Origin of the sequence: cyanobacterium endosymbiont of Epithemia turgida isolate EtSB Lake Yunoko (assembly GCF_000829235.1) — a bacterium.
In the GTDB taxonomy this organism is placed as follows: Bacteria; Cyanobacteriota; Cyanobacteriia; order Cyanobacteriales; family Microcystaceae; genus Rippkaea.
Window position 1 is genome coordinate 2,119,826 of the sequence record NZ_AP012549.1, and the last position, 23,951, is coordinate 2,143,776.

The following is a 23,951-nucleotide window of genomic DNA, read 5'->3' on the forward strand; positions in this document are numbered from 1 at the left end:
TAGCAGTTCTTGATGCAGATGTCCGAGTTGGGATTTATTAAATTTATCACAAAGTACTCAAATACTGAAGCTCTCTCTACACACCAGGTTAGTACTTTTTGTGTTTTTTTTGGGGGTTATGGTCCTAGTATTTTTAGTATTGCGTATAGGTATTTTTTTTTGGGGATACGAGCATTTATGCACTCAATGCAAAATCATTACCGGAGAAGGAGCTAGTAGTGTTTTGGGACAATTAAATTCTCCGTAATTTTTTTATGTTTTTGCACTCAAGTACCTTCTATCGAAAACAAAAGATAGTAAACTCTTTAGCAAAAATTAATATATTTTCTCTGCTTTGCTATTTTCTTCGTATGTTTAGGTCTTCTCCTATTTTTTCTTCACTCCTCTATTACAAAAGACTGGATGGAGTAAGCGTTATAAAGCTTTTCCAGTGTTATCACGGAATTCGATTCTGTATCTAAAGTAACACTTTTTTAAGGTAAAGCTGACATCAACTCATGTCTATCCTAACTTTTGTACATCAAAATCCTTAAATCCCTTATGAAATAAGGGATTTAACTGTTAACTAACGATCAATTATTGAGTTCTTTAGATGAGGTCTTGAAATTTTCTTTCTATAGAGTTTAAATCCTTACTCTGATTGATGTTTAGATTGAGTACATAAATGCTTTAACCCATATCTATAAATACATGAACAGTGTACCAAAAATAGTAGTACCCTATACTCAAAAAAAAAATAATAATGATGCAAATACTTATAATATAAAGGTTTTAAAACTTTGAGTACACAAATAATCAATGTTGATTAGATTGATTTACCCAGATTGTATTGGAGGGTTCAGGGTAACTTGGTATAAGCATAACAACTAGGTCTATATAGAATCACGGAATTCAATGTTTGGATCCATACCGCTTAGAGACAGCCGTTCTGAAAGTCGAGATAATTCTCTAAATGTCTCGGTAACGACTTTGTCGACAGCTTCCCACCCGACTCAACTACCTTTGAAGGTTCTTTGGGAAGATTTTCAAATAATTTTTGCCCGTGATCCAGCTGCCCGCAACTGGCTGGAAGTGCTATATTGTTATCCAGGGTTGCACGCCCTAGTCTTACATCGTATTTCCCATTGGCTGTGGCATTATGGAGTGCCCTTTTTACCACGCTTTTTATCCCATTTAGGGAGATTTTTTACAGGTATTGAAATTCATCCAGGGGCGACTCTCGGACAAGGAGTATTCATCGACCACGGCATGGGGGTGGTTATTGGGGAAACTGCTGTTGTTGGTGATTATTGTCTAATTTATCAAGATGTTACCCTCGGCGGGACGGGGAAAGAACTTGGTAAACGTCATCCTACTCTCGGCAATAACGTGGTAGTGGGTGCAGGAGCTAAAGTTTTAGGGAATATTATCATTGGTGATTATGTTCGTATCGGAGCTGGTTCAATTGTTTTAAGAGATGTTCCCAGTGACTGTACTGTAGTTGGTGTGCCGGGTCGTATTATTTCCCGCATTGGTCGTGACTGTCCCTTGGAACATAGCAAATTGCCGGATGTAGAAGCCCAAATTATTCGAAACTTGTTGGACCGAATTGAGCGATTGGAACAAAAGATACAAAACCTATCCTAACCCTATTCTACCATTATGATTAGATCATCTCATCCCGACGCGTTAATCAGCCAAGTTGCGCAAGTTTCTCGATGTGAACGCTGGCTACTCCATCGGCGCCTTGAAGAGCTAATGATCCCTTGTTGGTGTCCCGATGACGGATCTTTGTGGGTAGAAATTCAACACGGCATTGATGCCATTCTTTTGCGCAGCACTGTCTACCAAACGAATGCCTCCCGTAGAGAATTAGTGGAGTGGCTTAGTCGCTGCTGGGAAGCACCTGACACTCCTTCTGCTCAATTCTACAATAGTTGAGGATATTTTTTTCAACCTTGTCGCCTTTCCGTCTTGTTTTTTACGCCCTTAACTCGTTGAGACCTGGCTCCGCTGGCTGGCTGATTGTTGGATAACTAGTTGTTTTAGTGCTGTCATGGAAAACCATTCAATCTCTAACGAATTTACTCAATTTTTACAACAAGAACTATCTCTTTCCTCCGATGACCTGGCGGTTGCTATAAACAATCGCAGACAACCAGGAGATCCTATTCCTATGTTGCTATGGCAATATGGGTTGATTTCTAGAGGACAACTTCAAAGAATTTGGGATTGGCTTGATGCTCAGATTCAATTCCAGTTCCCTTGACTACCTACCATTGTAGCAAGTTCTTACCTATAGTTGTCGAGACATTAAGCCATGGATAAAACTTACATTAATGATACCACCCTCAGAGATGGAGAACAGGCAGCTGGTATTGTTTTCACTCCTGAAGAAAAAATATCTTTAGCTAGCTTGATGGATCTTATGGGTATTCCCGAATTGGAAGTAGGGATTCCGGCTATGGGAGGAAGTGAAGCGGAAGCTATTACGGCGATCACCCAGTTAGGTTTGAAGGCCGACTTATTAGGTTGGAATCGGGCAGTCCGCTCCGATGTGGAAGCTTCCCTTACTTGTGGACTCAAACGAGTTCATATCTCCGTTCCCGTGTCTGAGGTGCAAATTCAAACTAAGTTCAAGGGTGATCGCTTTCTAGTTTTTGCCTGTCTAGAGAACACCCTCAAATTTGCCCTGGATAATGGTCTGTTTGTTTCTGTAGGAGCAGAAGATTCCTCTAGAGCTTCAGAAGAATTTTTGCTAGAGATTGCCAGCGCTGCTCAGGAATGGGGAGCATCTCGTTTTCGATTTTGCGATACGGTAGGTATTCTCAATCCTGTCACCACTACCCAAAAAGTTGGAAACTTAGTCAAAGAGTTATCAATTCCTGTAGAGATACATACCCATAACGACTTTGGCTTGGCTACAGCTAATGCTTTAGCTGGACTCCAAGCGGGAGCTACTTCGGTAAATACTACCGTTAATGGGTTAGGAGAACGTGCAGGAAATGCGGCTTTAGAAGAGATAATTATGTCTCTAAAGTACCTCTATCAGGTAGATTTAGGCGTTAATACTTGTTATTTAAGGGAATTATCTCAGTTAGTCATTGCTGCCTCGGGTCACACTCTTCCTCCTTGGAAAGCTATAGTAGGAGATAATGCCTTTGCCCATGAATCAGGTATCCACGCCCACGGAGTTCTTGAAAATCCCCAAACCTATGAACCTTTTTCCCCAGAGGAGATCGGTTGGCAAAGACAATTGGTTGTAGGTAAACATTCTGGACGACATCTAGTTGCTAATTTGCTGAAACAACATGGCATTACTTTAGATCCTGAAGAAGCCCAATTTGTCTTAGATGCAGTGCGCAGTTTGTCAGTTCAGATGAAACGAAGTTTAACAGTAGATGAATTACTTAATTTAGTACCTAATAGGAGAATATCTCATGGGATTATATAATCCTGGCGAAATTGAATTAAATGATCCTCCAGTTTTTCAAATGGAGGAAAAAGTCCGTTTACGGAAAATGATTCGTAACGATGGAACATTTCCGGGTAAAGAACTTGGACAAACTTTAGCGAAAAAGGGTGATGTTGGTTATATAGTTAGTATTGGAACCTATCTACAGAGTTATTATATTTATGCAGTGCACTTTATTGATAGTGGTTTTGTTGTAGGGTGTCGCTACAAGGAATTAGAATCAGCTGAGGATCCTCAAACCCTCGAACGTCGTAAGGCGGAAATGAGTAGCTATTAACTAATACACCAAAAAAGTTGGAATTATAACCATTGATGAGATGAACTGTTATAATTCTGCCTTCTAGATTTGTATTGAGATTGTCATTCTTTGTTATCAGGAGTAATTTCATGAAAGTTATTTTAAGTCGTAATGATACGGGCAGTTTATCTGTCTACGTTCCTAAAAAGGACTTAGAGGAAGTAGTGGTTAACGAGACCCCCGCAGATGAGGGAAGAATTCTAACCTTAGCTAATGGTTGGGATTTAAAGTTTCCTACCTTAACCGATGATACTAAGTTACCTCAAACTATGGAAGCGACAAAGCTTTAATTACTGTTAGTTTTTGAAGAATAAAACGGAGTTAACTTCTTTAGAGAATGCGAAAAGTAAGGGGCAGGAGAAAGAAGTAAAAATGTCTGTTCTTCCCTCTTACCTCGTTGTTCTTTAATTATTTAGGATTTAGTCATGGATTCAGTGCATTACCAAACTTTACCATTTCGATTAGAGTGTCAATTCATTGGATTTGTCAACAAACCCAATGGCCGATTAAAGTCCCTGCGATCAATGCTCCATAGCAAAGAGTTACATATTAAATTGAATAAAGAATTACGGAGTTCTTTAGCGTATAGTTTAGTTGTTGGTGACTGGATTCAGGTTATAGGAATACAAAAATTTAAGGGCAATTTTACTGATTTTAAACTCAAAGCATTTCAAGTAAATCGATTGAGTTATAGCTTAGAGTGTAAAGATAATTTAAACCCAAATTATTCAGTAATTTTTCAAAATCTATCATCGAGTTGTCCAAAAAAAGGGAAAATACTTTTGTGTGATAAATCTGATTGTGCTAAAAATGGTAGTGAAGAACTTTATCAAGAACTCCAAAAAACTATCTGTCGTTTGGGGTTAGAAGATTCCGTAACTATCCAAAAAACAAGTTGCCAAAAACGCTGCAAAAAAGCGCCTAATATGATTTTAATGCCTGGGAAAGAAAAATACAGCAACCCCCAACCGCAGAGTATTGTAAGCCTTCTCCGTGATCATTATTTATCTCCTATGGACTAAGAAAAATGGCTAATGTTATTTTTTATGAAAAACCCGGTTGTATTAACAATACAAAGCAAAAAAAACTCCTCCAGAAGGCAGGTCATACCCTGGATGTTCATAACCTGTTAACAACCTCTTGGACTTTAGAAAGATTACGCCCGTTTTTTTGTAATCGACCTGTTCAAGAATGGTTTAACCCTACTGCACCTCGAATTAAGTCAGGGGAAATTGTTCCAAGACAATTAGACGAGAAAACAGCACTTGAATTAATGATAGCTGACCCTCTATTGATTCGTCGTCCTCTTATTCAAGTGGAAGAAGTTTTTCAGGTAGGATTTGATGTGGAACAAATCGACTCTTGGATTGGTTTAAATAGTTTAAGTCCAGAAATAGAGGATTTAGAAACTTGTCCTAATATTCACCAATAATTAATTATTGAAAAAGCTATTAGAGATGTAAATTAGCACATCTCTTTTATTCTTAAAAGAAGAAAAATATAAACAGTCCAATAAATTCAAAATAATTGAGAAGAAAATGACAGGTTTAAGGGAATTAATAATATATTTTTTCAAACTTTATGCTAATATATGATTATATGTAATATAATCATATATTACGATATTTTCTGCTATGATCGTTCGTGTATTATATGAATTTGTTGGGAATAAATTTAAGAACTTAAAAGCTACTGAGCTAGCTGTAAAACAATTTTAATAAAAATCGATAAAAATCTAGCTTCATATAGGTTTTCAAAACTCAACGATCTAGTTCTATATGAGCCGAGGTTTTGAGATCGTAGGGTGCAGTTAAAATAAGAGGTTTTCAAATTATTAAGATACTAATTTATTATTATCACTCTAAACAACATAGAAATCTAAATAGATAATTATAGAACAACTCAACGAAATAAAGTTGAACAAGTTTAAGAATAACTATAGGTTTTGTTAAATTTCAGAAAAATAAATTTTAAAATTATGTTGAACTATTTAAATATTAAGTTTATATAAAAAAAGCTTCTTAATAAGAAAATACATAATAGCGGTGCTAAACAATAAAAGTTTGTCAGTACTGTTATTGATATTAAATATTTAAAGTTGTGACGCTAAAATAATGTTTTAAATTAGTAGATAATATTCGCCTTATAAAGTTTATTTTCTTACTCTTTACATTAGTCATTATCTACCAATTTTTTAAAAGAAATAACTAACGATAAAATCTTTTATGATAGATTATTAATTCCGCATTTATATCAGGAGCACCATCGTAATATAAATTTTGTTCAACGATTGTTGTCTCTTTTAAAACTTCTGTTTATTCTACGTTAAGAAACATTAGACTAGTAGCAGCAATGATATAGTTGTTGCGGAGGTTAATAATCTAAGTAGTAGTCACTAACATAGTGAGTTATTCCTCTTTCTTTAATTACTTTCATCTTATAAAAAGTTTCAGGATAATGTAAATCCCAAAATACTGGAAAAGTATTGAGTTTTACAATCTATTTAGGGGAAGTTATGTAGAAAATTTATCTAGTTTTAGATAATGTTAGTTACACTTAAAATAATTTTGTGTAATTCATTACATTATTATGAATTTTAACTATTTTTTTTATACTCCAAAACACATTATATAAACAATGACTACTAAGCTAAATTAGTAAATCCTATTTTAATGTTAGATTGAAGTGAAATAGATTGTTCAATGAAGTGTTATTTTTAAAAGAAGTTGGATTGCTCCTGAGTTCATCACCTGATTTAAACAATAATTTAATTCTTGTAACCGATTCAAGGTTAATAATTTAGTTCGGGAATCGTATAATTTACCAATTATCAAAATCACTATTAAAACTTAGATGTTGATCCCTCTGACTCACCAGGCACTTGATAAAATTATTCCCGCTATTGCAACGGGAGCACAATATGCATCTTGTTGGGGAAGAGCGCGAGACGTCTTAAGACGGTTATTAATTTCTGTGGTTGCTCTCACGATTTTCTGGTTAATTGGAAACCTCCTAGGTTCAGGAAGCGTAGCGATTAAACTTATTTTCGACATTATTGCTGGACTATATTGGCTGTGGAGTCCCATTTACTGGGCAAATTTACGCAACAGCAGTTATCGTCGCTTTCCTTATAGTGGATTTTGGCAAGGACGAGTATTAGATATCTATCTCACAGAAGAAATTGTTGGAGAAGAACAAACTGTCAATAAGCATGGAGAACTAGTCGTCATTGAAAACCGAGAACGGCGAATTAATCTCGAAGTTGGCGATGACGAACAGTTCAGGGCTAGGATAAAGGCTCCCCTTAAACGAGTTTATCAGGTCATTAACCCTGGAGATATAGCAGAAATAGTAGTTTTATCAAAACAGCCAGATCTAAGTCGAATTGATAAAATTACAGATGTTTATCTCCCACAACATAATCTTTGGTTAGGAGAATATCCCTATTTACGAAGGGATGTTTTTACTCAAGTTAGTGATGAACTAGGGGCAGTTAAGGGTAAAAAAACATACCGAAGACACCATCCTCATCGGGTTCAACAACGTAGAAGTTAGCTCCCAAATGATGAACAATATGTTAGGGTCATTAGTCAATAAATAATTATTCGGCTCAACTAGATATTATTTTTTTAAAAAGACACCAAAAACACTCTAGAAAGAACCTAATAAAGTTCCAAGTTCCAATTATAAAAATACATAAAATTTAACTTCAATCAACAGTGAAAGTATACTTATAAATAAGTTGAAAAATTATAAGAATCATGTTAAATCACAGAGTTCAACCCCCAAAACTTTCTTCAACCCATCACAAAATTGCTGTTCTAATTCCCTGTCGGAATGAAGAATTAACAATTGCTCAAGTAGTGAAACAGTTCCGTGAAGAATTACCAGAAGCGGCGATCTATGTCTATGACAATCGGTCTACTGATGATACTATAGCACAAGCCCACGCCGCCGAAGCCATTATTCGCTGTGAACCCCAACCAGGAAAAGGAAATGTTATTAGGCGAATGTTTGCTGATGTTGAAGCAGATATTTATGTGTTAGTCGATGGAGATGATACCTATGAAGTTTCTGCTATTAGGGGACTAATTGAACAACTAATTACAAACCGTCTTGATATGATGGTAGGTGCACGTCGTTCTACAGTCAAAGATAAAGGGGCTTATCGTTTGGGCCATCGCGGGGGAAACCTTTTTTTAACTGGTGTAGTTAAGCTACTGTTTGGAGCTCAACTCAAGGATATGTTATCAGGATATCGTGTTTTTTCTCGGCGTTTTGTTAAATCATTTCCAGCTCTATCGAGTGGATTTGAAATAGAAACTGAATTCACTGTACACGCTTTAGAATTAAAAATTCCTTTTGCTGAAGAATATACATTATATGGGTCCAGGCCGCCTGGTTCAGAAAGTAAGTTAAGGACTTTCACAGATGGTTGGAGAGTTCTAGGGACTGCTATCCTTTTATTCAAAGAAGCACGACCATTTTTATTTTTTGGACTAGTTTTTACTGTCCTGGCTTTAATCTCAATTCTTTTAGGGTTACCTATTTTGGGAGAGTATTTAGCAACAGGGTTAGTTCCTCGATTTCCGACTGCAATTTTAGCGGCTTCTATGATGTTGCTAGCTTTTTTAAGCTTAACCTGTGGTATAGTTTTAGACTCGGTTGCCAGAGGTCGTCGTGAGGTAAAACGAATGGCATATTTATATAATTCATTACTAGAATCGAATTAATTTATACCTAAAGAATCTAGATGAAACCTTTATTACCTCCCGAGACTTTAACTCTTGATAGGAAATTTTCAATTCCTGAAGTTTCAATTGTAATTCCTATTTTTAATGAGGAAGAAAGCATTAAACAACTAATTGTAAGAACTATTGCAATCTTGGCCGATTGTAATTTATCTTATGAAGTGATTTGTATTGATGATGGTTCTCAAGATAAATCCTCTCAGATTTTGAGCGAATTAACTCAAAAATTTAATACCTTAAAAGCAATTATTTTACGTCGTAATTATGGACAAACCCCGGCAATAGCGGCCGGGTTTAAATATGCAAAAGGAAAAATAATTGTAACCTTAGATGGAGATTTACAAAATGATCCTATCGATATTCCAAGATTGATTAATAAGTTAAATCAGGGTTATGATTTAGTTAATGGTTGGCGAAAAAATCGACAAGATAATATAGTAACTCGGTTGCTTCCTTCTAAGATTGCTAATTGGGTTATTGGTAAAGTAACAGGGGTAGATCTTCATGACTATGGATGTTCTTTAAAGGCCTATCGTTCAGAATTAATTGCTGACATGAATCTTTACGGTGAATTGCATCGATTTTTACCGGCTTTAGCCTATATTGAAGGAGCAAAAATTGCGGAGATGTCTGTTGCCCATCACCCTCGCCGTTACGGTAAAAGTAAATATGGGTTAGGGCGAACTTTTCGAGTTATTATGGATTTATTAACAGTTTTCTTTATTAAGAAATATTTAACTCGCCCTATGCATGTTTTTGGATTATTTGGACTTGGTTCAACTATGTTAGGTATAACATTAGGGAGTTATCTAATCTTTCTAAAATTAGTATTGGGGCAAAGTATCGGGCATCGTCCTTTACTAATTTTAGCAGTATTATTAGTGCTGACTGGGGTACAATTGTTGAGTTTTGGATTACTAGCTGAATTAGTAATGCGAACCTATCATGAATCTCAAAAACGTCCAATTTATCGAGTAAGAGAAATAATTGGTAGCCACCAAGAATAACAATTTTTTAGGATTAAATTATGAGCAGAAAGATTATTTGGACACTCGATATTTATTCAAAATCACAATTATCCAATTATTAATAAACCATAAGAGAATCTGCAGATGAATAATATATATATCAAAACTTGTAAAGATCAGAGAATACCTTCTGTATTCAGTCGTCCTATCCATGTTCCGAATCAATGGTTAAATTGACTGGCTTAAAACTTGCTTTTATCTAATTTCTTTTTTTCAAGATTGATAAGATGAGCTCCCTGTAACCTTATTACATGTTTAAGTGGTTAAGTGTGACAAAAAATACTACACAAGTTACATTAATTCCAGTAGTATATACTTTCTGAAAGTTGACAAGTTAGCGCTAAAAGTTATATTTTTTTAACTTTATTTTACTTATTTGAGTTTTAATTAAAGAAGAATTACTTGAATCAAATTATTTTAAATTAGCTCCTGATCATTCTACTTCCGATAATATTTTCTTAGCTCATTACACTACTTTAAGCTTAATATTTTCAAAGGATTGGATAAAAAAAATTAATTTTGCAAAATATTGTTTTTATTTGTTTTAGTAAACGGTATATAAATAGGTTTAATTAATATGAATGATCACCAATTAACTTGAGAAGTAATTTTTATTAACCAAGGATGTACCCACCAAAATAATTCCACAAAAATAAGAATTACTAGATAAGTTGGTTTTAAAAATTCATGTAATTTTAAAGTTTGACGACCCTCAATAATAGCTAAAAAAGGAATAATAGAAGTCCGTTTTTTAACATCCATAAAAACCTCTCCATAGTGTTTTTTGAGGCGATAATCTCCATGCCACACGGCGAATAGATGGTGAGCAACTAATCCTAATGATGTCACCAAAGTAAAGGTAGTCCCTAGCCATATAGTATGAGTGATACACCAAATCACTTGACCAATCATTTGGGGATGGCGACAAATTCGAATAATACCTGTTTCATAAAGATAAACTTGGGGTTTAGAAATTGCGGCAATTTCCAGAAGATTAAAAGTAGCTGGATATAGAAACAAGAAAGATATAGCACTAAAAAGCCAAACGAAAGCTTTAACTCCCTGATATCTTTGAAATTGCCATAAAATAAAACCATCATAGCGATGATTAAAAAAGTAAGTAATTAAAATAATCGCCAGGGGAATATTAACAAAGACAAACATAACACGATAAGGTCTCGGTCCAATTTTGTTTTCTCCCCAAGGACGCAATGCTGCTAGTCCACTATGGACAATAGCAAATCCCAAGAGTAACCCTAAAATAATTCCATGACTTGGTGTTAACCAGGTGGGTAAAGCCATTAGTATTTTTGTTTTTAATTTTAAAAATTAGTTAGGTTTGATATCTTTGTCAAAACTATACTAAAGGATTTTGATCCCCATCGTATGTTACTGTCGTTTTCAGTAGAGATAAGTGTCCCTTATTTAGGATATCCCGTCATCAAAGTTAAGTTAATAGTTTAAGATAGCTTTCCCAGTTAAATCCTTGCTTATTTTTTAATAAACCTATGGTAGATATTCCTTTTACATTAGATCAACTCCGCATCCTCAAGGCTATCGCTTCTGAGGGGAGTTTTAAACGGGCTGCAGACACTTTATACGTTTCTCAACCGGCTGTTAGTCTCCAAGTTCAAAATTTAGAAAAACAACTTAATGTCCCCTTATTTGATCGAGGTGGCCGTAAAGCACGATTAACAGAAGCTGGACATCTTTTGCTGTCTTATGGTGAAAAAATTATTACCCTGTGTCAAGAGACCTGTCGAGTGATCGAAGATCTACAAAATCTTCAAGGGGGAACTTTGACTGTAGGGGCATCCCAAACTACGGGAACTTATCTTCTTCCTAGAATGATTGGCTTGTTCCACCAAAAATATCCCGATGTTTCGGTGCAACTACAGGTTCATTCGACCCGACGGACTTCTTGGGGGGTGGCAAACGGACAGGTAGATTTAGCAATTATTGGGGGAGAAGTTCCGACTGAACTTCAAGAAATCTTAAAAGTTCGTCCTTATGCTGAAGATGAATTAACATTAATTTTACCGATTTCCCATCCTTTGACTAAGGTGGAAAAGATTCAAAAAGAGGATTTATACCGCCTTGATTTTATTGGATTGGACTCCCAGTCTACCATTCGCAAAGTGATAGATAAGGTGTTAAATCGCTGTGACATAGATACCAAACGTCTTAAAATTGAGATGGAACTTAACTCGATTGAAGCAATCAAAAACGCAGTTCAAGCAGGATTAGGTGTCGCGTTTGTTTCTATTACAGCCATTAAGAAAGAATTGGAAATGAAAGAACTTCATGTTGGCCGTATTAAAGGGATAGAAGTTCAACGAACTTTGTCTGTAATTACTAACCCAACTCGTTACCGTTCAAAGGCAGCTGAAGCATTCATTACGGAGATACTACCGGAATTCTCCACTTATAAAGAAACCTTGGATTTCGAACTTGTTTCCTCTACCTAATACTGCTAATTTCTTAAAAGAACCTGCCTCTCAAATATGATTTAGGGATAATCAATCAACATGAGGTATTATGACGATGATAAAGAGCAATGATACTATCAGTCACTTCTTCTATTGTCAACCCGTCAGTATTAATGGCAATAGCATCAGCGGCTTGACGTAAGGGAGCAAGAGAACGATGACTATCGATATAATCCCTTTTTTTAATCTCTTGTTCAAGTTCTTCTAAGGTAATTTCATTGTATCCTTGAACTTGAAAGTCTTGCCAACGCCGCCTGGCACGCTCAGTTACCGAAGCTGTCAAAAAAATTTTAAGGTCGGCATCAGGAAAAAGATTAGTTCCAATATCCCGTCCTTCTGCAACTACTCCTCCTTTTTCCCCAAATTTTTGCTGATAACAGACTAATTTATCCCGTACAGCCCGTTGTGCAGAAATTTGAGAGACTAAGGCAGTTACTTCGGGAGTGCGAATTACTCCTGTGACATCTTCCCCATTTATCTTAAGACGAGGAAGTGTGTCGTCTGTTGTGGAGAGAAATTCTAAGGTGGCTTGGGAAACTAATTCCGCAATAGCCTCAGGAGCATTGGGAGAAACTTCTGAATGTTTAACCAGCCAAGCAATTGCTCGATACATGGCTCCTGTGTCTAAATAAAGTAAATTCAAGGCTTTAGCCACTCGACGGGTAACAGTAGATTTTCCTGCACCAGCTGGTCCATCAATGGCAATAATAGGTCTACGAATCCGAAGAATAACATTATCAATTAAACGGGTTGAGCCGACATAAGCTGCGACTGCCAATAACCCAGTATCTTCAATTTTATCTAGGGCAGTTAAGGTATCAGGATCTACCAGAGAAACATATTGTATCTTAACCCCAGGATTTAATGCTAATTCTTGCTGGAAAATATTGAGCAGTTGTTTTGCAATACGTTCCCCCTCATTAAAAACTTGTTGTACCTTTTTGAGCCCTTTAAACAAAGCTAGGGCTTGTTTTCGTTCTTCTTCACTTAAATATTGATTGCGGGAACTATAAGCGAGTCCCGACGATTCTCTGACAATGGGACAACTTTTAATCGTAACGGGTAAATTCAAGTCTCTGACTAACTGTCTAACAATTGCAAGTTGTTGAGCATCTTTTTCTCCAAAAAAAGCGACATCAGGAGTCACAATAATCAATAATTTCGTGACAATAGTAGCAACTCCTGAAAAATGTACAGGACGAAAAGCTCCACATAACGCAGAGCTCATTGAAAAAGGTGGTATTACCGTTGTAGTAAGCTTCTGAAGATTATTATTCATTCCCATCTCTTGAGGTGTGGGTGCAAATAATACTTTTACTCCTAATTCTTTACACAGTTGATAGTCCTGCTCCCATTGTCGGGGATACTGTTCTAAATCCTCATGAGCCCCAAACTGAAGAGGATTGACAAAAATGCTAACTATCACCAGATCAGTTTCAGTCACAGCGCGACAAATTAGACTGATGTGTCCAGGATGTAAAGCTCCCATTGTCGGAACTAAGCCCAAGGATTGCTCAAAGGGTTGATTTTTTAAATAGGCGCGTAACCCGGCTACGGTCTTTAAAATACGCATTTTTATTATTGGGTCATCAAGAATGGATTAGGATAGATAAAGATAAGAGACAAAAGTTTACTCAGCCAAAGTTTGTGTTGCTTTTATTAATGTTAAACACCTTAATGTGTGCTGCGGTAATTGGAAAAGTTTTTATTCACTCATTAGCAATTATTATTTTAAACGTCCTAAAATTTCAATTTGTACTGGAGCTATACCACTCCCCATCAAGCCGATAACTCTGGCCGCGCCTCTTGACAAATCAATAATCCGTCCATGGGCATAGGGACCACGATCATTGATACGAACAGTTATTGAACGACCATTATTGAGGTTAGTAACCCGAACTCTCGTTCCAAAAGGAAGATTTTTATGAGCTGCTGTTAAACCGTTTTGATTGTACCGTTCTCCATTAGCAGTTAAGCGACCGTGAAATCCTGGGCCATACCAAGATGCCATTCCTTTACGAAGACTAGTTACTTGTTCTTTGACTCCTGCTCTTACCATTTCTGGAGCAGCTGAAGATATATTGGCAATGGCATTCAAGGGGAGTGTATCTCCATCTCCCATCAACCGACCTAAGCGATTTGTAGCTTGTAGCCCGTCGGACGCCAAATTGTTAGTAGTGTCTGATAGGATAGTCTGATAATCAATAGTAACAAGTTTTTTATCACTCAATTTGATTGTGGAGGATTTATCTTTAGTGTTTGCACTAACAGTGATATTCTTTTTATAGTCAAATTTTTCACTGTGACTCACCTCGTTTAGACGTTTAGCGACAGCTTTAGCCTGGTTCATAACATCAGTGTCAGCTTGGACTTGTTCAGAACTATTTTCACTATTTTTAATTTTAATGAGATCGGTTTTTGTGCCAATAAAAGTGAGAATAGGTATTGTTCGTACTCTGAGCATTACAACCAATTTAGATTTCCACTGATGGGGATGAAGAGTAGCTATCTTACTTCTATCGGAACTTTCTGTTGTTGTTATCGTCTCCTTCCCTAGGAGTTCTTTCTCTTCGTTAGTTTGATTTCTAAGATAAGACGCCACTGAGCTATTTAGGGACTCCCACAAAAGGAGTGGTGTCCCTAAACTGGTAGCTAATACTATGGCTGCTAGTCTTTTCCAGGGTTTTTTTATCATGGTTGTTTTGTTAAGTGAGTGGTGTAATACCTCGAAATCTTGATGATTTAGTGAATTTGGCAATGTTGACTCCTCACGTAACTGTTTTACACTTATTTAAACTGTTACACAGTAACACGAATTTTTTATGGAGTGTTTTCTGGTAATTGGTTATGTAGATTTTTATTGAAAATATTTTATATTAATGACTTGGTCAACAATACTGAATTAACTTAGTCAAGTTAATTCAGTATTGTTGATGAGCATTATTACTTAATTGCTGAGCAATCTAAGCAGATGATACAGTTTAGCCACCCATTCAATAAGCACCAATGAGCATCATACATATAGTAAAAAAATATCAACAATAATATACAGAAGCAAGAATACGTAGATTGAATATAATTTTCATTATTATCTCCAAAAAATTGAATCATTCTTGGAGGATTTTATGAGAATTTTAAATAAGTAAGTTAGTTACATATTTTTTAAAAACCCCTATGTAATTAACAATATATAAGTTTCACTAATAACTAATTTTTATAGTCTAAAAATCTGGTGTTTTTTGTAGGAATTTATAAGTTAAATTTTGTCTCTATTGTTTTTATTTTTGTGACCTTATTTTTTTTAATGATCTATTGCCATTTCTTATAGAAGCTATAACTGCGATGGTAACAGTCATAGCTTTTAAAAAAGTTGATATTACCGTATTACCTTACCTTAAGTTAAACAAACTTTTGGTTTTATGTATTCCATTAACTATTCTATGGGTAGACGACTCCATAGTAAAAAAACAGTATAATTTTTAGAATATAATCATTAATATTTAAATTTAACTCTTTTTTTAAACCTATTTTTCGCAGATAAATATAAATTAAAATAAGGTCATTAAAATTTAAATTGCTGAGTGCTTGAATTAAAATTATTAAACCTAAAAATATTGACAAAAGATATTAAGCAATAACGGCTCAAACAAAATCATAAACTAATAGTAACTTTAAATAAAGAGTTATCTGTATTTCTTTAACAAATCAATACTGTGGTTGATTCTTTACCATTAAACCGATTTTTAGTGACTAAAATAGTAATCATCCCCAACAAGCAACCTTAAAATGATTATCTCATCTTCGGACTTTGGACTCAGGATTGCAAGTATTGATGGCTTATGAGCTAGCTACATATTCGATTAGATGATAAATTGTAACAGAGAGAAACACGAATTTATCTATGTTCCTGCTTATAGTTATAAAAATTGGAGATATTCCTTTCCTTAAAAATAGTTTTGACTCAATTACAATAGTCTATTAAGACTATTGTAATTTAAGTTTTAATCGCAATAAAAAAATTAGAAAATATTATGTTTGGATGAGTTAACTAAAATTTTTAGATTATATTTTCTGGAAAAAATATATAAATTGTAAAATAGTTAAGAGAAATTATATGAGTATATTGAATCTAAAAAAAATACAAAAATATTATTGTTTTTAAAAACCATCAGTAGTTAATCAATGTAAAATTACAATAAAGTCTTTGTTATAAAAAAATTGTATTCCCTTGACGATAACACTATATAAATATAATATATCACACTTTTTTGTTAAAATTAATTGTATATTAGGTAATTATTTTTAATAAAAAATATCTATTTATCATCTGTTGCAATTACAGGGTATAGATAAATAAGGACGTATTCTTTTGTTAATTTTTGATTATATCTTGAAACATAAGGATTATATATAAATCAGTCGGCTTTTGTCTTTATGTTAATTTAAAATCTCTTAAGTAAGAATGCTATTAAAAGAAAGAAGGTTCTTAAAATTAGTTATAAATCCTATAACTAATTTGTTAAAATTAATTATAGGATTTATAGTTTTGGTAGTAGTGGTTTCAATAGAAATAACTTTCAAAAATTTTAAATAAAAAAATAAGATAAAAATATTAAATATAGAGTAAATAATAAAATTAAGTCTTATTAATCAATTAATTAATTAATAAGACTTAATTTTATGCAGTTATAACATATATCTAAAAATAGAATAAAGAAGTAATAAGATTGTAGTTATTGTCAATAATTAGCTTGTCAAAAATAATGATTATTTTCTTTGTTTATTAGATTGAACTCAAATTAATATTCTTACTTGATTTTCACTCATAGCGTTAAATACTTAATTAATTTTAACTAATAAAATTTTTATCATAATAATAAATAAATTATTAGATATTTATTTTGGGCAAATAAAGCCGTTTATCTATAAAATAGATATTCGTTAGACGATACATAATTAATATGTAAATAAATTTATAGAATAGCTAAATTTTAAAACTCCAAAAATATATACTAAAAAAATAAAAATTAAATAAATTATGAATTTTTATTAATTTAAATGTATTAAATTAATAAAAATAAGCCATATTCAATTCTATTAATAAATAATAATTTTTTTTATAAGAAAAAATATAATAAAATGGCAATTTAAATATACAATAATTAAGTACTTAGATTTTAAAAAAAAGATGCTTAAGTTAAGACTGATAACATCAATTATTTTATTTTTAAATTTAAATAAACTCTAAAATATTTTTTATATAAAATGGTAATAATTAGATAATTTATATTTTAAATTTTAGGGGTTTTCATGAAATTGAAAATATTATAGATTTTTGTCTTTCTAGAATAACTAGAAGTGAACTATATCATAAAAAATATTCCAATAATTGCAAGATCAATATTATGTTAATTAGAATGATCTGTAAATCAGATTTTTCCAATATTTTTATTGCGAATATTACTAGATAATTGTGTATTTATATATATTCAGTAAAATACTAATAAAGAGTAAAATATTTATAAACTTAGAAAAATAAATTTTTAACAAAATTAAATAAGTTATTTTCAGATTTTATAAATTTTATCGACATAAAATAAATAAACATTTAATTATATCTTTAAAAAGATTTAAAAATAATAATTTTTGAGGATTTATATAAATGTTTAATTTTTTAAAAATATATTGGACTTGACAATTAATAAAATTTAAGCGGAGAACAAAAAATAGAATTAAATCAGGGGTATAAAACGCCGTTATTTTTCTGAATCATGGTCTTTTTTTAAAAAAAATTAGAAGATTTACAAAAAAAATATAATTTATCATAGGCAATGATATTGAATCTTTAAAAGATTTTACGTCTTACAGGACTTTTTGTTTTAAAATAATATTTTTTAATTCAGTTGGGTTTAATTACTTGTATATATTATGTATTTAGATAAAGATATTAATGTTCTATTTTTACTCATATTATAAAAGTATTTTATGTAAATTTAAGTCAAATATAATGAGGTTTTTAATGTCTAGTTAGATAGAATTTAAATTCTATGATCTAATTTTAGAAATAAAAATTGGTTGTAAAAGTTAATAATCGTAGTTAATTATTGATTGTTAAATCAGTCATGGGTAATGTTAATAAACATAAACTAGCTTTTAAACTGAGACAAAATTTAAGTAATTAAGTCATAAAAACTATATCCTATTACTAGACTTTTTTATGGGAAGTTAAATTAACTATTTATTATTGATTTTTATAAAATATTAATTTAGTAAACTCAACTAGTTAAATTGATTTAGTTTATAAGTATTTTAGAATTTAAATAGTTAACAATAAACTTAATAATATCTCTCATGTTGAAGATGTAAGACATCAAAGTGTTTAGAATTACTTTTTTAACTTTTCTATTGAAATAATTGCTTATATCTATTCATATATTTTTAAAAAATTTGGAGTAAAAAGATAAGCTAATCTTGTCTTCTGTTATTCTTTAACACTAATTTAAATCCTAATTATTGACAGTTATTATTTAACATAATCTTTAAATTGTCCTATTTTAGGTTAATCATTAATAATGATAGCTGTGTTTGTAACATCTTATTAAATTTATGATATCTTAATTAGTTTTATATATTTTTTTACAAAAAATATATAAAACTAACTTCTCAGGAATCTAAGTGCACTATTATAAAACATAAGTTGTACACAAACAAGATAGTAATTACCATAACTAATGGTGATTTATTCGCTTTTATTTTTTTATTTTGACTAAAAAATATCTTATTATTTAACTATGATATCTAAATTTTTTTAAAACCCCTATTTCTAATATTTATATTTTTAATTTATTTTTTTACTAAAAATATTTTATTTTTCATTATTTACTTAAAATTAATCCAAACAAATTCTGGATATTGTTTTTAATTTCCTAAGTTATTTTAGACTATTTCATTAATGTTGACGACATGAAGATGAGCAGAGGAACAATTGTTTGTATAAACATATACAAACAATTGTTCTATTTGAATAGAGAAGACATAATTATTATTTTATTTAATTTGGTAGGCTCTAATAAAAGCTGAATACATAGAGTTGAGTTTAATTGAAGTGATTAGGTATCGATTTACTTACTAAGAGGATATATATACACCTCATCACAACCTAAAGGATTAAATTTTATCAATATGGATAACTTTTCCCTTGTAATATTATTAGATTATAGTAACTTAATACAGAAATTGTTATTACTGCAGTGACAGAACCCAAAAGCTACAAAGATACCGTAAACTTACCCCAGACTGACTTTAGTATGCGCGCTAACGCTGTAAAGCGTGAGCTGGAATTACAAAGATTTTGGGCAGAAAATAAAATTTATGAGCAGGTGTCACTAAATAACCCAGAAGACTTATTCATTCTCCATGATGGGCCACCTTACGCTAATGGATCTCTCCATATGGGTCATGCATTAAACAAAATTCTTAAGGACATCATCAATAAATACAAGCTATTGCGGGGACATAAAGTACATTATGTTCCAGGGTGGGATTGTCATGGACTCCCTATTGAATTAAAAGTGTTACAAGGTATGAAATCAAAAGAGCGCGAGAGTTTGACTCCTCTTAAACTTCGCCAAGAAGCCCGTAATTTTGCCCTCACAATTCAACAGAAACAGGCAGAAAGTTTTAAAAGATATGGAATTTGGGGGGATTGGCAAAACCCTTATTTAACCTTAACTCCTGAATACGAAGGCGCGCAAGTTGGGGTGTTTGGTGAGATGGCACTTAAAGGTTATATATATCGGGGACTTAAACCTGTTCACTGGAGTCCTAGTTCTCGGAGTGCATTAGCTGAAGCAGAATTAGAATATCCTGAAGGTCATATTTCCCAAAGTATTTTTGCCGCATTTCCTGTCACTAAATCTTCAAAGGTTGCTCAAGAGATTTTAAGTCCGTTTCTTTCTAACTTGGGAGTTGCTATCTGGACAACTACTCCTTGGACTCTTCCTGGTAATTTAGCTGTTGCTCTTAATCCCGATCTAACTTATGCTATTGTCGAGCTAACTTCTGATCTTTGTAAATATAAATACCTCATTGTTGCAGCCGACTTAGTGGAACGATTATCGAGAACTTTTGGAACTTTTCTAAAAGTCAAAACAACTCTTCAAGGAAAGGCTTTAGAACATACTGTTTATCGCCATCCTTTGTATGATCGAGAAAGTGAAATTGTCATCGGCGGAGACTATGTTACTATAGAATCAGGAACAGGCTTAGTTCATACCGCGCCTGGACATGGACAAGAAGATTATATAGTTGGTCAACGGTACGGCTTGAGTATCTTATCTCCAGTAGACGATCAGGGAAACTTTACAGAAGAAGCTGGACAATTTGCAGGATTAAATGTTTTAAAAGATGCTAATAGAGCTATTATTAATGAATTAAAAAATAGAGGATCTCTACTCAAAGAAGAACTTTATTTACATAAATATCCCTATGATTGGCGGACGAAAAAACCAACTATATTTCGTGCTACAGAACAATGGTTTGCCTCAGTAGAAGGGTTTCGCCAGGCTGCTTTAGAGGCAATAAAATCTGTTAATTGGATTCCACCGCAAGGAGAAAATCGCATTACTCATATGGTAGGTGATCGTTCAGATTGGTGTATTTCCCGTCAGCGTAATTGGGGAGTTCCTATTCCCGTTTTTTATAACAAAGAAACTAACAAACCTTTATTAACAGAAGAAACTATTAATCATGTACAAGCTATTTTTTCAGAAAAAGGTTCTGATGCTTGGTGGAAACTTTCTATTGAAGAGTTACTACCAAAGAAATATAGCCAAGATGCCCATAAATATCGCAAAGGCACTGATACAATGGATGTTTGGTTTGACTCTGGTTCTTCTTGGGCGGCAGTGACAAAACAACGGAAAGAATTAAAGTATCCAGTAGATATTTATTTAGAAGGAACTGATCAACATCGAGGGTGGTTTCAATCAAGTTTGTTGACTAGTGTTGCTGTTAATGGAATTGCTCCTTATAAAACGGTATTAACTCATGGTTTTGTCTTAGATGAAAAAGGGCATAAAATGAGTAAATCTTTAGGAAATATTATTGATCCATACATTATTATAAATGGAGGAAAAGATCAGAAAAAAGCCCCTCCCTATGGCGCTGATGTACTACGTTTATGGGTTTCATCTGTTGACTATTCCTCTGATGTACTTATTGGTCAAAATATCATAAAACAACTGTCAGATACTTACCGAAAAATACGTAACACAACCAGATTTCTGTTGGGTAATTTAAATGATTTTGACCCCAAAATAAATACAGTTAATTACTTAGACTTGCCAGAGTTAGATCAATACATGTTACACCGCATTACTGATGTTTTTACAGAAGTAACTGATGCATTTGAAAAATTTCAATTTTTTCGTTTCTTTCAAACAGTTCAGAATTTCTGTGTAATAGATTTATCTAATTTTTATTTGGATATTGCCAAAGATAGACTCTATATTTCCCATTATAATTCGTTACGTCGTCGTAGTTGTCAAACAGTGTTAAAAGTCATCCTGGAAAATTTAGCTAAAGCGATCGCTCCCGTATTGTGTCACATGGCTGAAGATATCTGGCAATTCTTGCCCTATAAAACTTTATATAAGTCTGTTTTTCAGTCAGGATGGGTAGAGACAAAAAAACAATGGAAACAACCAGAATTAAAAGATTCATGGGAAAAGTTACGGCTGATTCGTAGTGAAGTTAATCAAGTAATGGAACAAGCAAGAAATGAAAAAGCGGTCGGATCTTCTCTAGATGCAAAGGTGTTACTTTATGTCTCGGACCAAGACTTTAAAAAGTATCTAGGACTGCTTAACTCTAAAACTAGCAATCAAGTAGATGAATTGCGTTATTTATTGTTAGCTTCTCAAGTAGAACTAGTTGATAGTCTTGAAGATATTCAAAAGACAGAGTATCAAAATGAGTCTGAATTAGTTTCTATTGGGGTAATTAAAGCAGATGGAAAAAAATGTGATCGCTGCTGGAACTACTCAACAAAAGTGGGAAAATTTAGTGATAATCCTACTATTTGTGAACGATGTAATTCTGCATTAGTGGGTGAATTTTAGAAACTCTTTAAGGTGTGTTAAGCTAGTTAGCACACCTTAAAGAGTTTCTAAAATAAATAAAACAAATAATGACCTAGAGTAAAGATTAAATCTTTAAAATTTATTGATCTATTATGTTGTGACAATGGCTTTGAGTAAGTTTTTACATCATTAAAATTAATATATTTACTTTTACCAGATAAGATTATTTAAAAATGACTTTTAAAAAAATCTTGAAAAGATTTTAAACAGAAATATTACTAATTAAATTAATAGCAATATATCCTAGTTAAATATCTTAAACATATATTTTTTGGGAATTGTTAGTAACAACAAGAATTTAAATACATAAAAAATTTGATTTAAAAGTTTACACAATAGTATATATAAGTTATTTAGTTTGTTAGAAATCATTTAATACTAAAGGTTTTCTAGTTTATCCATGATAGATAATCCCTAATAATAGAAGTTAGACTTAATGAATAATATCTGCCTCTAGTTGGCTTTAAACTAAATAAAACTTATTTAATTTATTAAAAATACGATATTTTTATTATAAATAAAAACAAAAATAGTTACTATCTAGGTTTCTATATGAAAGAGTATGTGAGTTAGCTATTTAAGAAGATTGAATAATTATCAGATTTATTTATGATTCTGTAATTAATTTAAATTTGTCATGAGCTTATAAATTACTGATTCTACTTAGGGTTTAAAATTTTAAAAATTAGTAGTATACTAAAAAACAAAATATTTAACTCTTAATATAGGAAAAATAACATGTTTAATAACACATAAATATTTTGTTTGATAAAATCTTATTTATATCATAGCTATAAATATTATAAATAACTATGATTTCTACTACAAAATAGCTACTAAAAGTAGAGGATACTAAATTAAATTTATACACCAGCTTAAAAAATACAATGAATTGAACTCATTATTATTGGTTAAATTCATTTTATTTTTTTCTTTTATTTCAGAACACTTATCAATTCAAGGCTTATTTGCTAATGTTTATGATTTTTCTGCTGGTTCTAATTATCAAAAATAAGCTAGCAAATATTATTTATTTATTCTTTATAGCCTTATATTTTTAGCTAAATTTTAGTCAACTAAATTCAGCCATTTCAAACTTACATAAGTGAATTTAATTTCATAAATATAATATTTATCTCATTAGTATTTTTATAAATTTATAGATACTCATGTATCTATAACTCTGGTAGTCCAGAGCAGTTAGTCTATTCCTAATAGAAGTTAAAACTTTTATTAGGATTAGTTCTAATCTTCTTTCACATACATCGAAAACCTTATATATATTTGAGATACTAGATTATTTTTTCAATTTTTAAAAATAAATATTTAATAGATATTTTTTATATTTTAATCTTGGATTATGACAATAGTATTTTACTTTTAAAAAATAATTATATTTTCTTTAGTACTACGCTTTCAAACACCATTTTATTTTTTATTTTAAAAACTACTTTTGAGCTTATTTATATTGGGTTATTTATTAGCCTTTATTTTAATTTATAAACTAATTATTGAAGCAGTTTATAAATTTATCTGTTTAAAAAATTAGTAATTATTGCCATATAAAATGTGTATTATTAATAATATTTTATTTAAAAGTAAATATTATCTTTACTACATCAAAATATATTTGTGTTTTAAACACTTATTTTTAAATGTTAAAACCTTATATCTATAGCTAAATCAGATTAGCTATACGTAATTTTACTTTATATTATTTACCTCTTATTATCAATAAATTTTGACTGTTGGATTTAGTTTAATTTACTAAATAATTTTATTTTAATAA

General features: G+C 32.0%; 16 protein-coding genes. 13 read left to right on the forward strand and 3 right to left on the reverse strand.

Annotated features, from left to right (window positions below; genetic code table 11):
- The first annotated feature begins 894 nt into the window (after positions 1–894).
- The 11 genes from cysE to ETSB_RS06670 all read left to right on the forward strand — a co-directional run bounded on the left by cysE (position 895) and on the right by ETSB_RS06670 (position 9,510).
- Entirely contained in the window at positions 895–1,626 is a 732-nt protein-coding gene (gene cysE, locus ETSB_RS06620) for a serine O-acetyltransferase (protein WP_044107036.1), read from the forward strand.
- Positions 1,627–1,641: 15 nt separating this feature from the next.
- Complete coding sequence (locus tag ETSB_RS06625) at positions 1,642–1,920, forward strand: Asr1405/Asl0597 family protein (protein ID WP_044107037.1); 279 nt, start codon at positions 1,642–1,644, stop codon at positions 1,918–1,920.
- A 115-nt stretch (positions 1,921–2,035) separates the two neighbouring features.
- Positions 2,036–2,248, forward strand: coding sequence for a DUF2949 domain-containing protein (locus ETSB_RS06630; protein WP_044107038.1), 213 nt, complete (start codon positions 2,036–2,038; stop codon positions 2,246–2,248).
- Positions 2,249–2,299: 51 nt separating this feature from the next.
- A complete protein-coding gene (nifV, locus tag ETSB_RS06635; RefSeq protein WP_044107039.1) occupies positions 2,300–3,433 on the forward strand; it encodes a homocitrate synthase in 1,134 nt (377 codons plus the stop codon).
- On the forward strand, positions 3,420–3,731 hold the full coding sequence (locus ETSB_RS06640; protein WP_044107040.1) for a nitrogen fixation protein NifZ: 312 nt from the start codon (positions 3,420–3,422) through the stop codon (positions 3,729–3,731). The genes nifV and ETSB_RS06640 overlap by 14 nt, the downstream gene beginning before the upstream one ends.
- Before the next feature lie 110 nt (positions 3,732–3,841).
- Positions 3,842–4,042 carry a putative nitrogen fixation protein NifT gene (gene nifT, locus ETSB_RS06645; protein ID WP_044107041.1) on the forward strand — a complete coding sequence of 67 codons (201 nt, stop codon included), beginning with the start codon at positions 3,842–3,844 and terminating at the stop codon, positions 4,040–4,042.
- Between the two features lie 135 nt (positions 4,043–4,177).
- A complete protein-coding gene (locus tag ETSB_RS06650; RefSeq protein WP_044107042.1) occupies positions 4,178–4,774 on the forward strand; it encodes a (2Fe-2S) ferredoxin domain-containing protein in 597 nt (198 codons plus the stop codon).
- 5 nt (positions 4,775–4,779) lie between these two features.
- Positions 4,780–5,184, forward strand: coding sequence for an ArsC/Spx/MgsR family protein (locus ETSB_RS06655; protein ID WP_044107044.1), 405 nt, complete (start codon positions 4,780–4,782; stop codon positions 5,182–5,184).
- Between the two features lie 1,421 nt (positions 5,185–6,605).
- Positions 6,606–7,307 (forward strand): hypothetical protein, encoded by a 702-nt coding sequence (locus ETSB_RS06660; protein ID WP_044107045.1) that lies wholly within the window; start codon positions 6,606–6,608, stop codon positions 7,305–7,307.
- A gap of 206 nt (positions 7,308–7,513) precedes the next feature.
- Positions 7,514–8,485, forward strand: coding sequence for a glycosyltransferase family 2 protein (locus ETSB_RS06665; protein WP_044107046.1), 972 nt, complete (start codon positions 7,514–7,516; stop codon positions 8,483–8,485).
- A gap of 20 nt (positions 8,486–8,505) precedes the next feature.
- Complete coding sequence (locus ETSB_RS06670; RefSeq protein ID WP_044107047.1) at positions 8,506–9,510, forward strand: glycosyltransferase family 2 protein; 1,005 nt, start codon at positions 8,506–8,508, stop codon at positions 9,508–9,510.
- A 606-nt stretch (positions 9,511–10,116) separates the two neighbouring features.
- On the opposite strand, the gene ETSB_RS06675 is transcribed toward ETSB_RS06670, so the two are convergent.
- The gene (locus ETSB_RS06675; protein WP_044107048.1) at positions 10,117–10,833 is read right to left on the reverse strand and encodes an NnrU family protein; all 717 of its coding nucleotides are present in this window, start codon (positions 10,831–10,833) and stop codon (positions 10,117–10,119) included.
- 206 nt (positions 10,834–11,039) lie between these two features.
- On the opposite strand from ETSB_RS06675, the gene ETSB_RS06680 reads away from it, so the two are divergent.
- Positions 11,040–11,999, forward strand: coding sequence for a LysR family transcriptional regulator (locus tag ETSB_RS06680; RefSeq protein ID WP_044107049.1), 960 nt, complete (start codon positions 11,040–11,042; stop codon positions 11,997–11,999).
- A gap of 55 nt (positions 12,000–12,054) precedes the next feature.
- Here the strand turns inward: ETSB_RS06680 and ETSB_RS06685 are convergent, their stop codons facing one another.
- Both ETSB_RS06685 and ETSB_RS06690 read right to left on the reverse strand, forming a co-directional pair.
- Entirely contained in the window at positions 12,055–13,593 is a 1,539-nt protein-coding gene (locus ETSB_RS06685) for a bifunctional pantoate--beta-alanine ligase/(d)CMP kinase (RefSeq protein ID WP_044107051.1), read from the reverse strand.
- Positions 13,594–13,746: 153 nt separating this feature from the next.
- Positions 13,747–14,778: a septal ring lytic transglycosylase RlpA family protein gene (locus tag ETSB_RS06690; RefSeq protein ID WP_232509877.1), complete on the reverse strand. Its 1,032-nt coding sequence runs from the start codon at positions 14,776–14,778 to the stop codon at positions 13,747–13,749.
- A 4,492-nt stretch (positions 14,779–19,270) separates the two neighbouring features.
- Between ETSB_RS06690 and ileS the strand changes: the two genes are divergently transcribed.
- On the forward strand, positions 19,271–22,141 hold the full coding sequence (ileS, locus tag ETSB_RS06695; RefSeq protein WP_044107053.1) for an isoleucine--tRNA ligase: 2,871 nt from the start codon (positions 19,271–19,273) through the stop codon (positions 22,139–22,141).
- The last annotated feature ends 1,810 nt before the right edge of the window (positions 22,142–23,951 follow it).

Coding starts and splice junctions, on each gene's coding strand:
- cysE (WP_044107036.1), top strand. CDS start 895: ATGTTTGGATCCATACCGCTTAGAGACAGCCGTTCTGAAAGTCGAGAT.
- ETSB_RS06625 (WP_044107037.1), top strand. CDS start 1,642: ATGATTAGATCATCTCATCCCGACGCGTTAATCAGCCAAGTTGCGCAA.
- ETSB_RS06630 (WP_044107038.1), top strand. CDS start 2,036: ATGGAAAACCATTCAATCTCTAACGAATTTACTCAATTTTTACAACAA.
- nifV (WP_044107039.1), top strand. CDS start 2,300: ATGGATAAAACTTACATTAATGATACCACCCTCAGAGATGGAGAACAG.
- ETSB_RS06640 (WP_044107040.1), top strand. CDS start 3,420: ATGGGATTATATAATCCTGGCGAAATTGAATTAAATGATCCTCCAGTT.
- nifT (WP_044107041.1), top strand. CDS start 3,842: ATGAAAGTTATTTTAAGTCGTAATGATACGGGCAGTTTATCTGTCTAC.
- ETSB_RS06650 (WP_044107042.1), top strand. CDS start 4,178: ATGGATTCAGTGCATTACCAAACTTTACCATTTCGATTAGAGTGTCAA.
- ETSB_RS06655 (WP_044107044.1), top strand. CDS start 4,780: ATGGCTAATGTTATTTTTTATGAAAAACCCGGTTGTATTAACAATACA.
- ETSB_RS06660 (WP_044107045.1), top strand. CDS start 6,606: ATGTTGATCCCTCTGACTCACCAGGCACTTGATAAAATTATTCCCGCT.
- ETSB_RS06665 (WP_044107046.1), top strand. CDS start 7,514: ATGTTAAATCACAGAGTTCAACCCCCAAAACTTTCTTCAACCCATCAC.
- ETSB_RS06670 (WP_044107047.1), top strand. CDS start 8,506: ATGAAACCTTTATTACCTCCCGAGACTTTAACTCTTGATAGGAAATTT.
- ETSB_RS06675 (WP_044107048.1), bottom strand. CDS start 10,833: ATGGCTTTACCCACCTGGTTAACACCAAGTCATGGAATTATTTTAGGG.
- ETSB_RS06680 (WP_044107049.1), top strand. CDS start 11,040: ATGGTAGATATTCCTTTTACATTAGATCAACTCCGCATCCTCAAGGCT.
- ETSB_RS06685 (WP_044107051.1), bottom strand. CDS start 13,593: ATGCGTATTTTAAAGACCGTAGCCGGGTTACGCGCCTATTTAAAAAAT.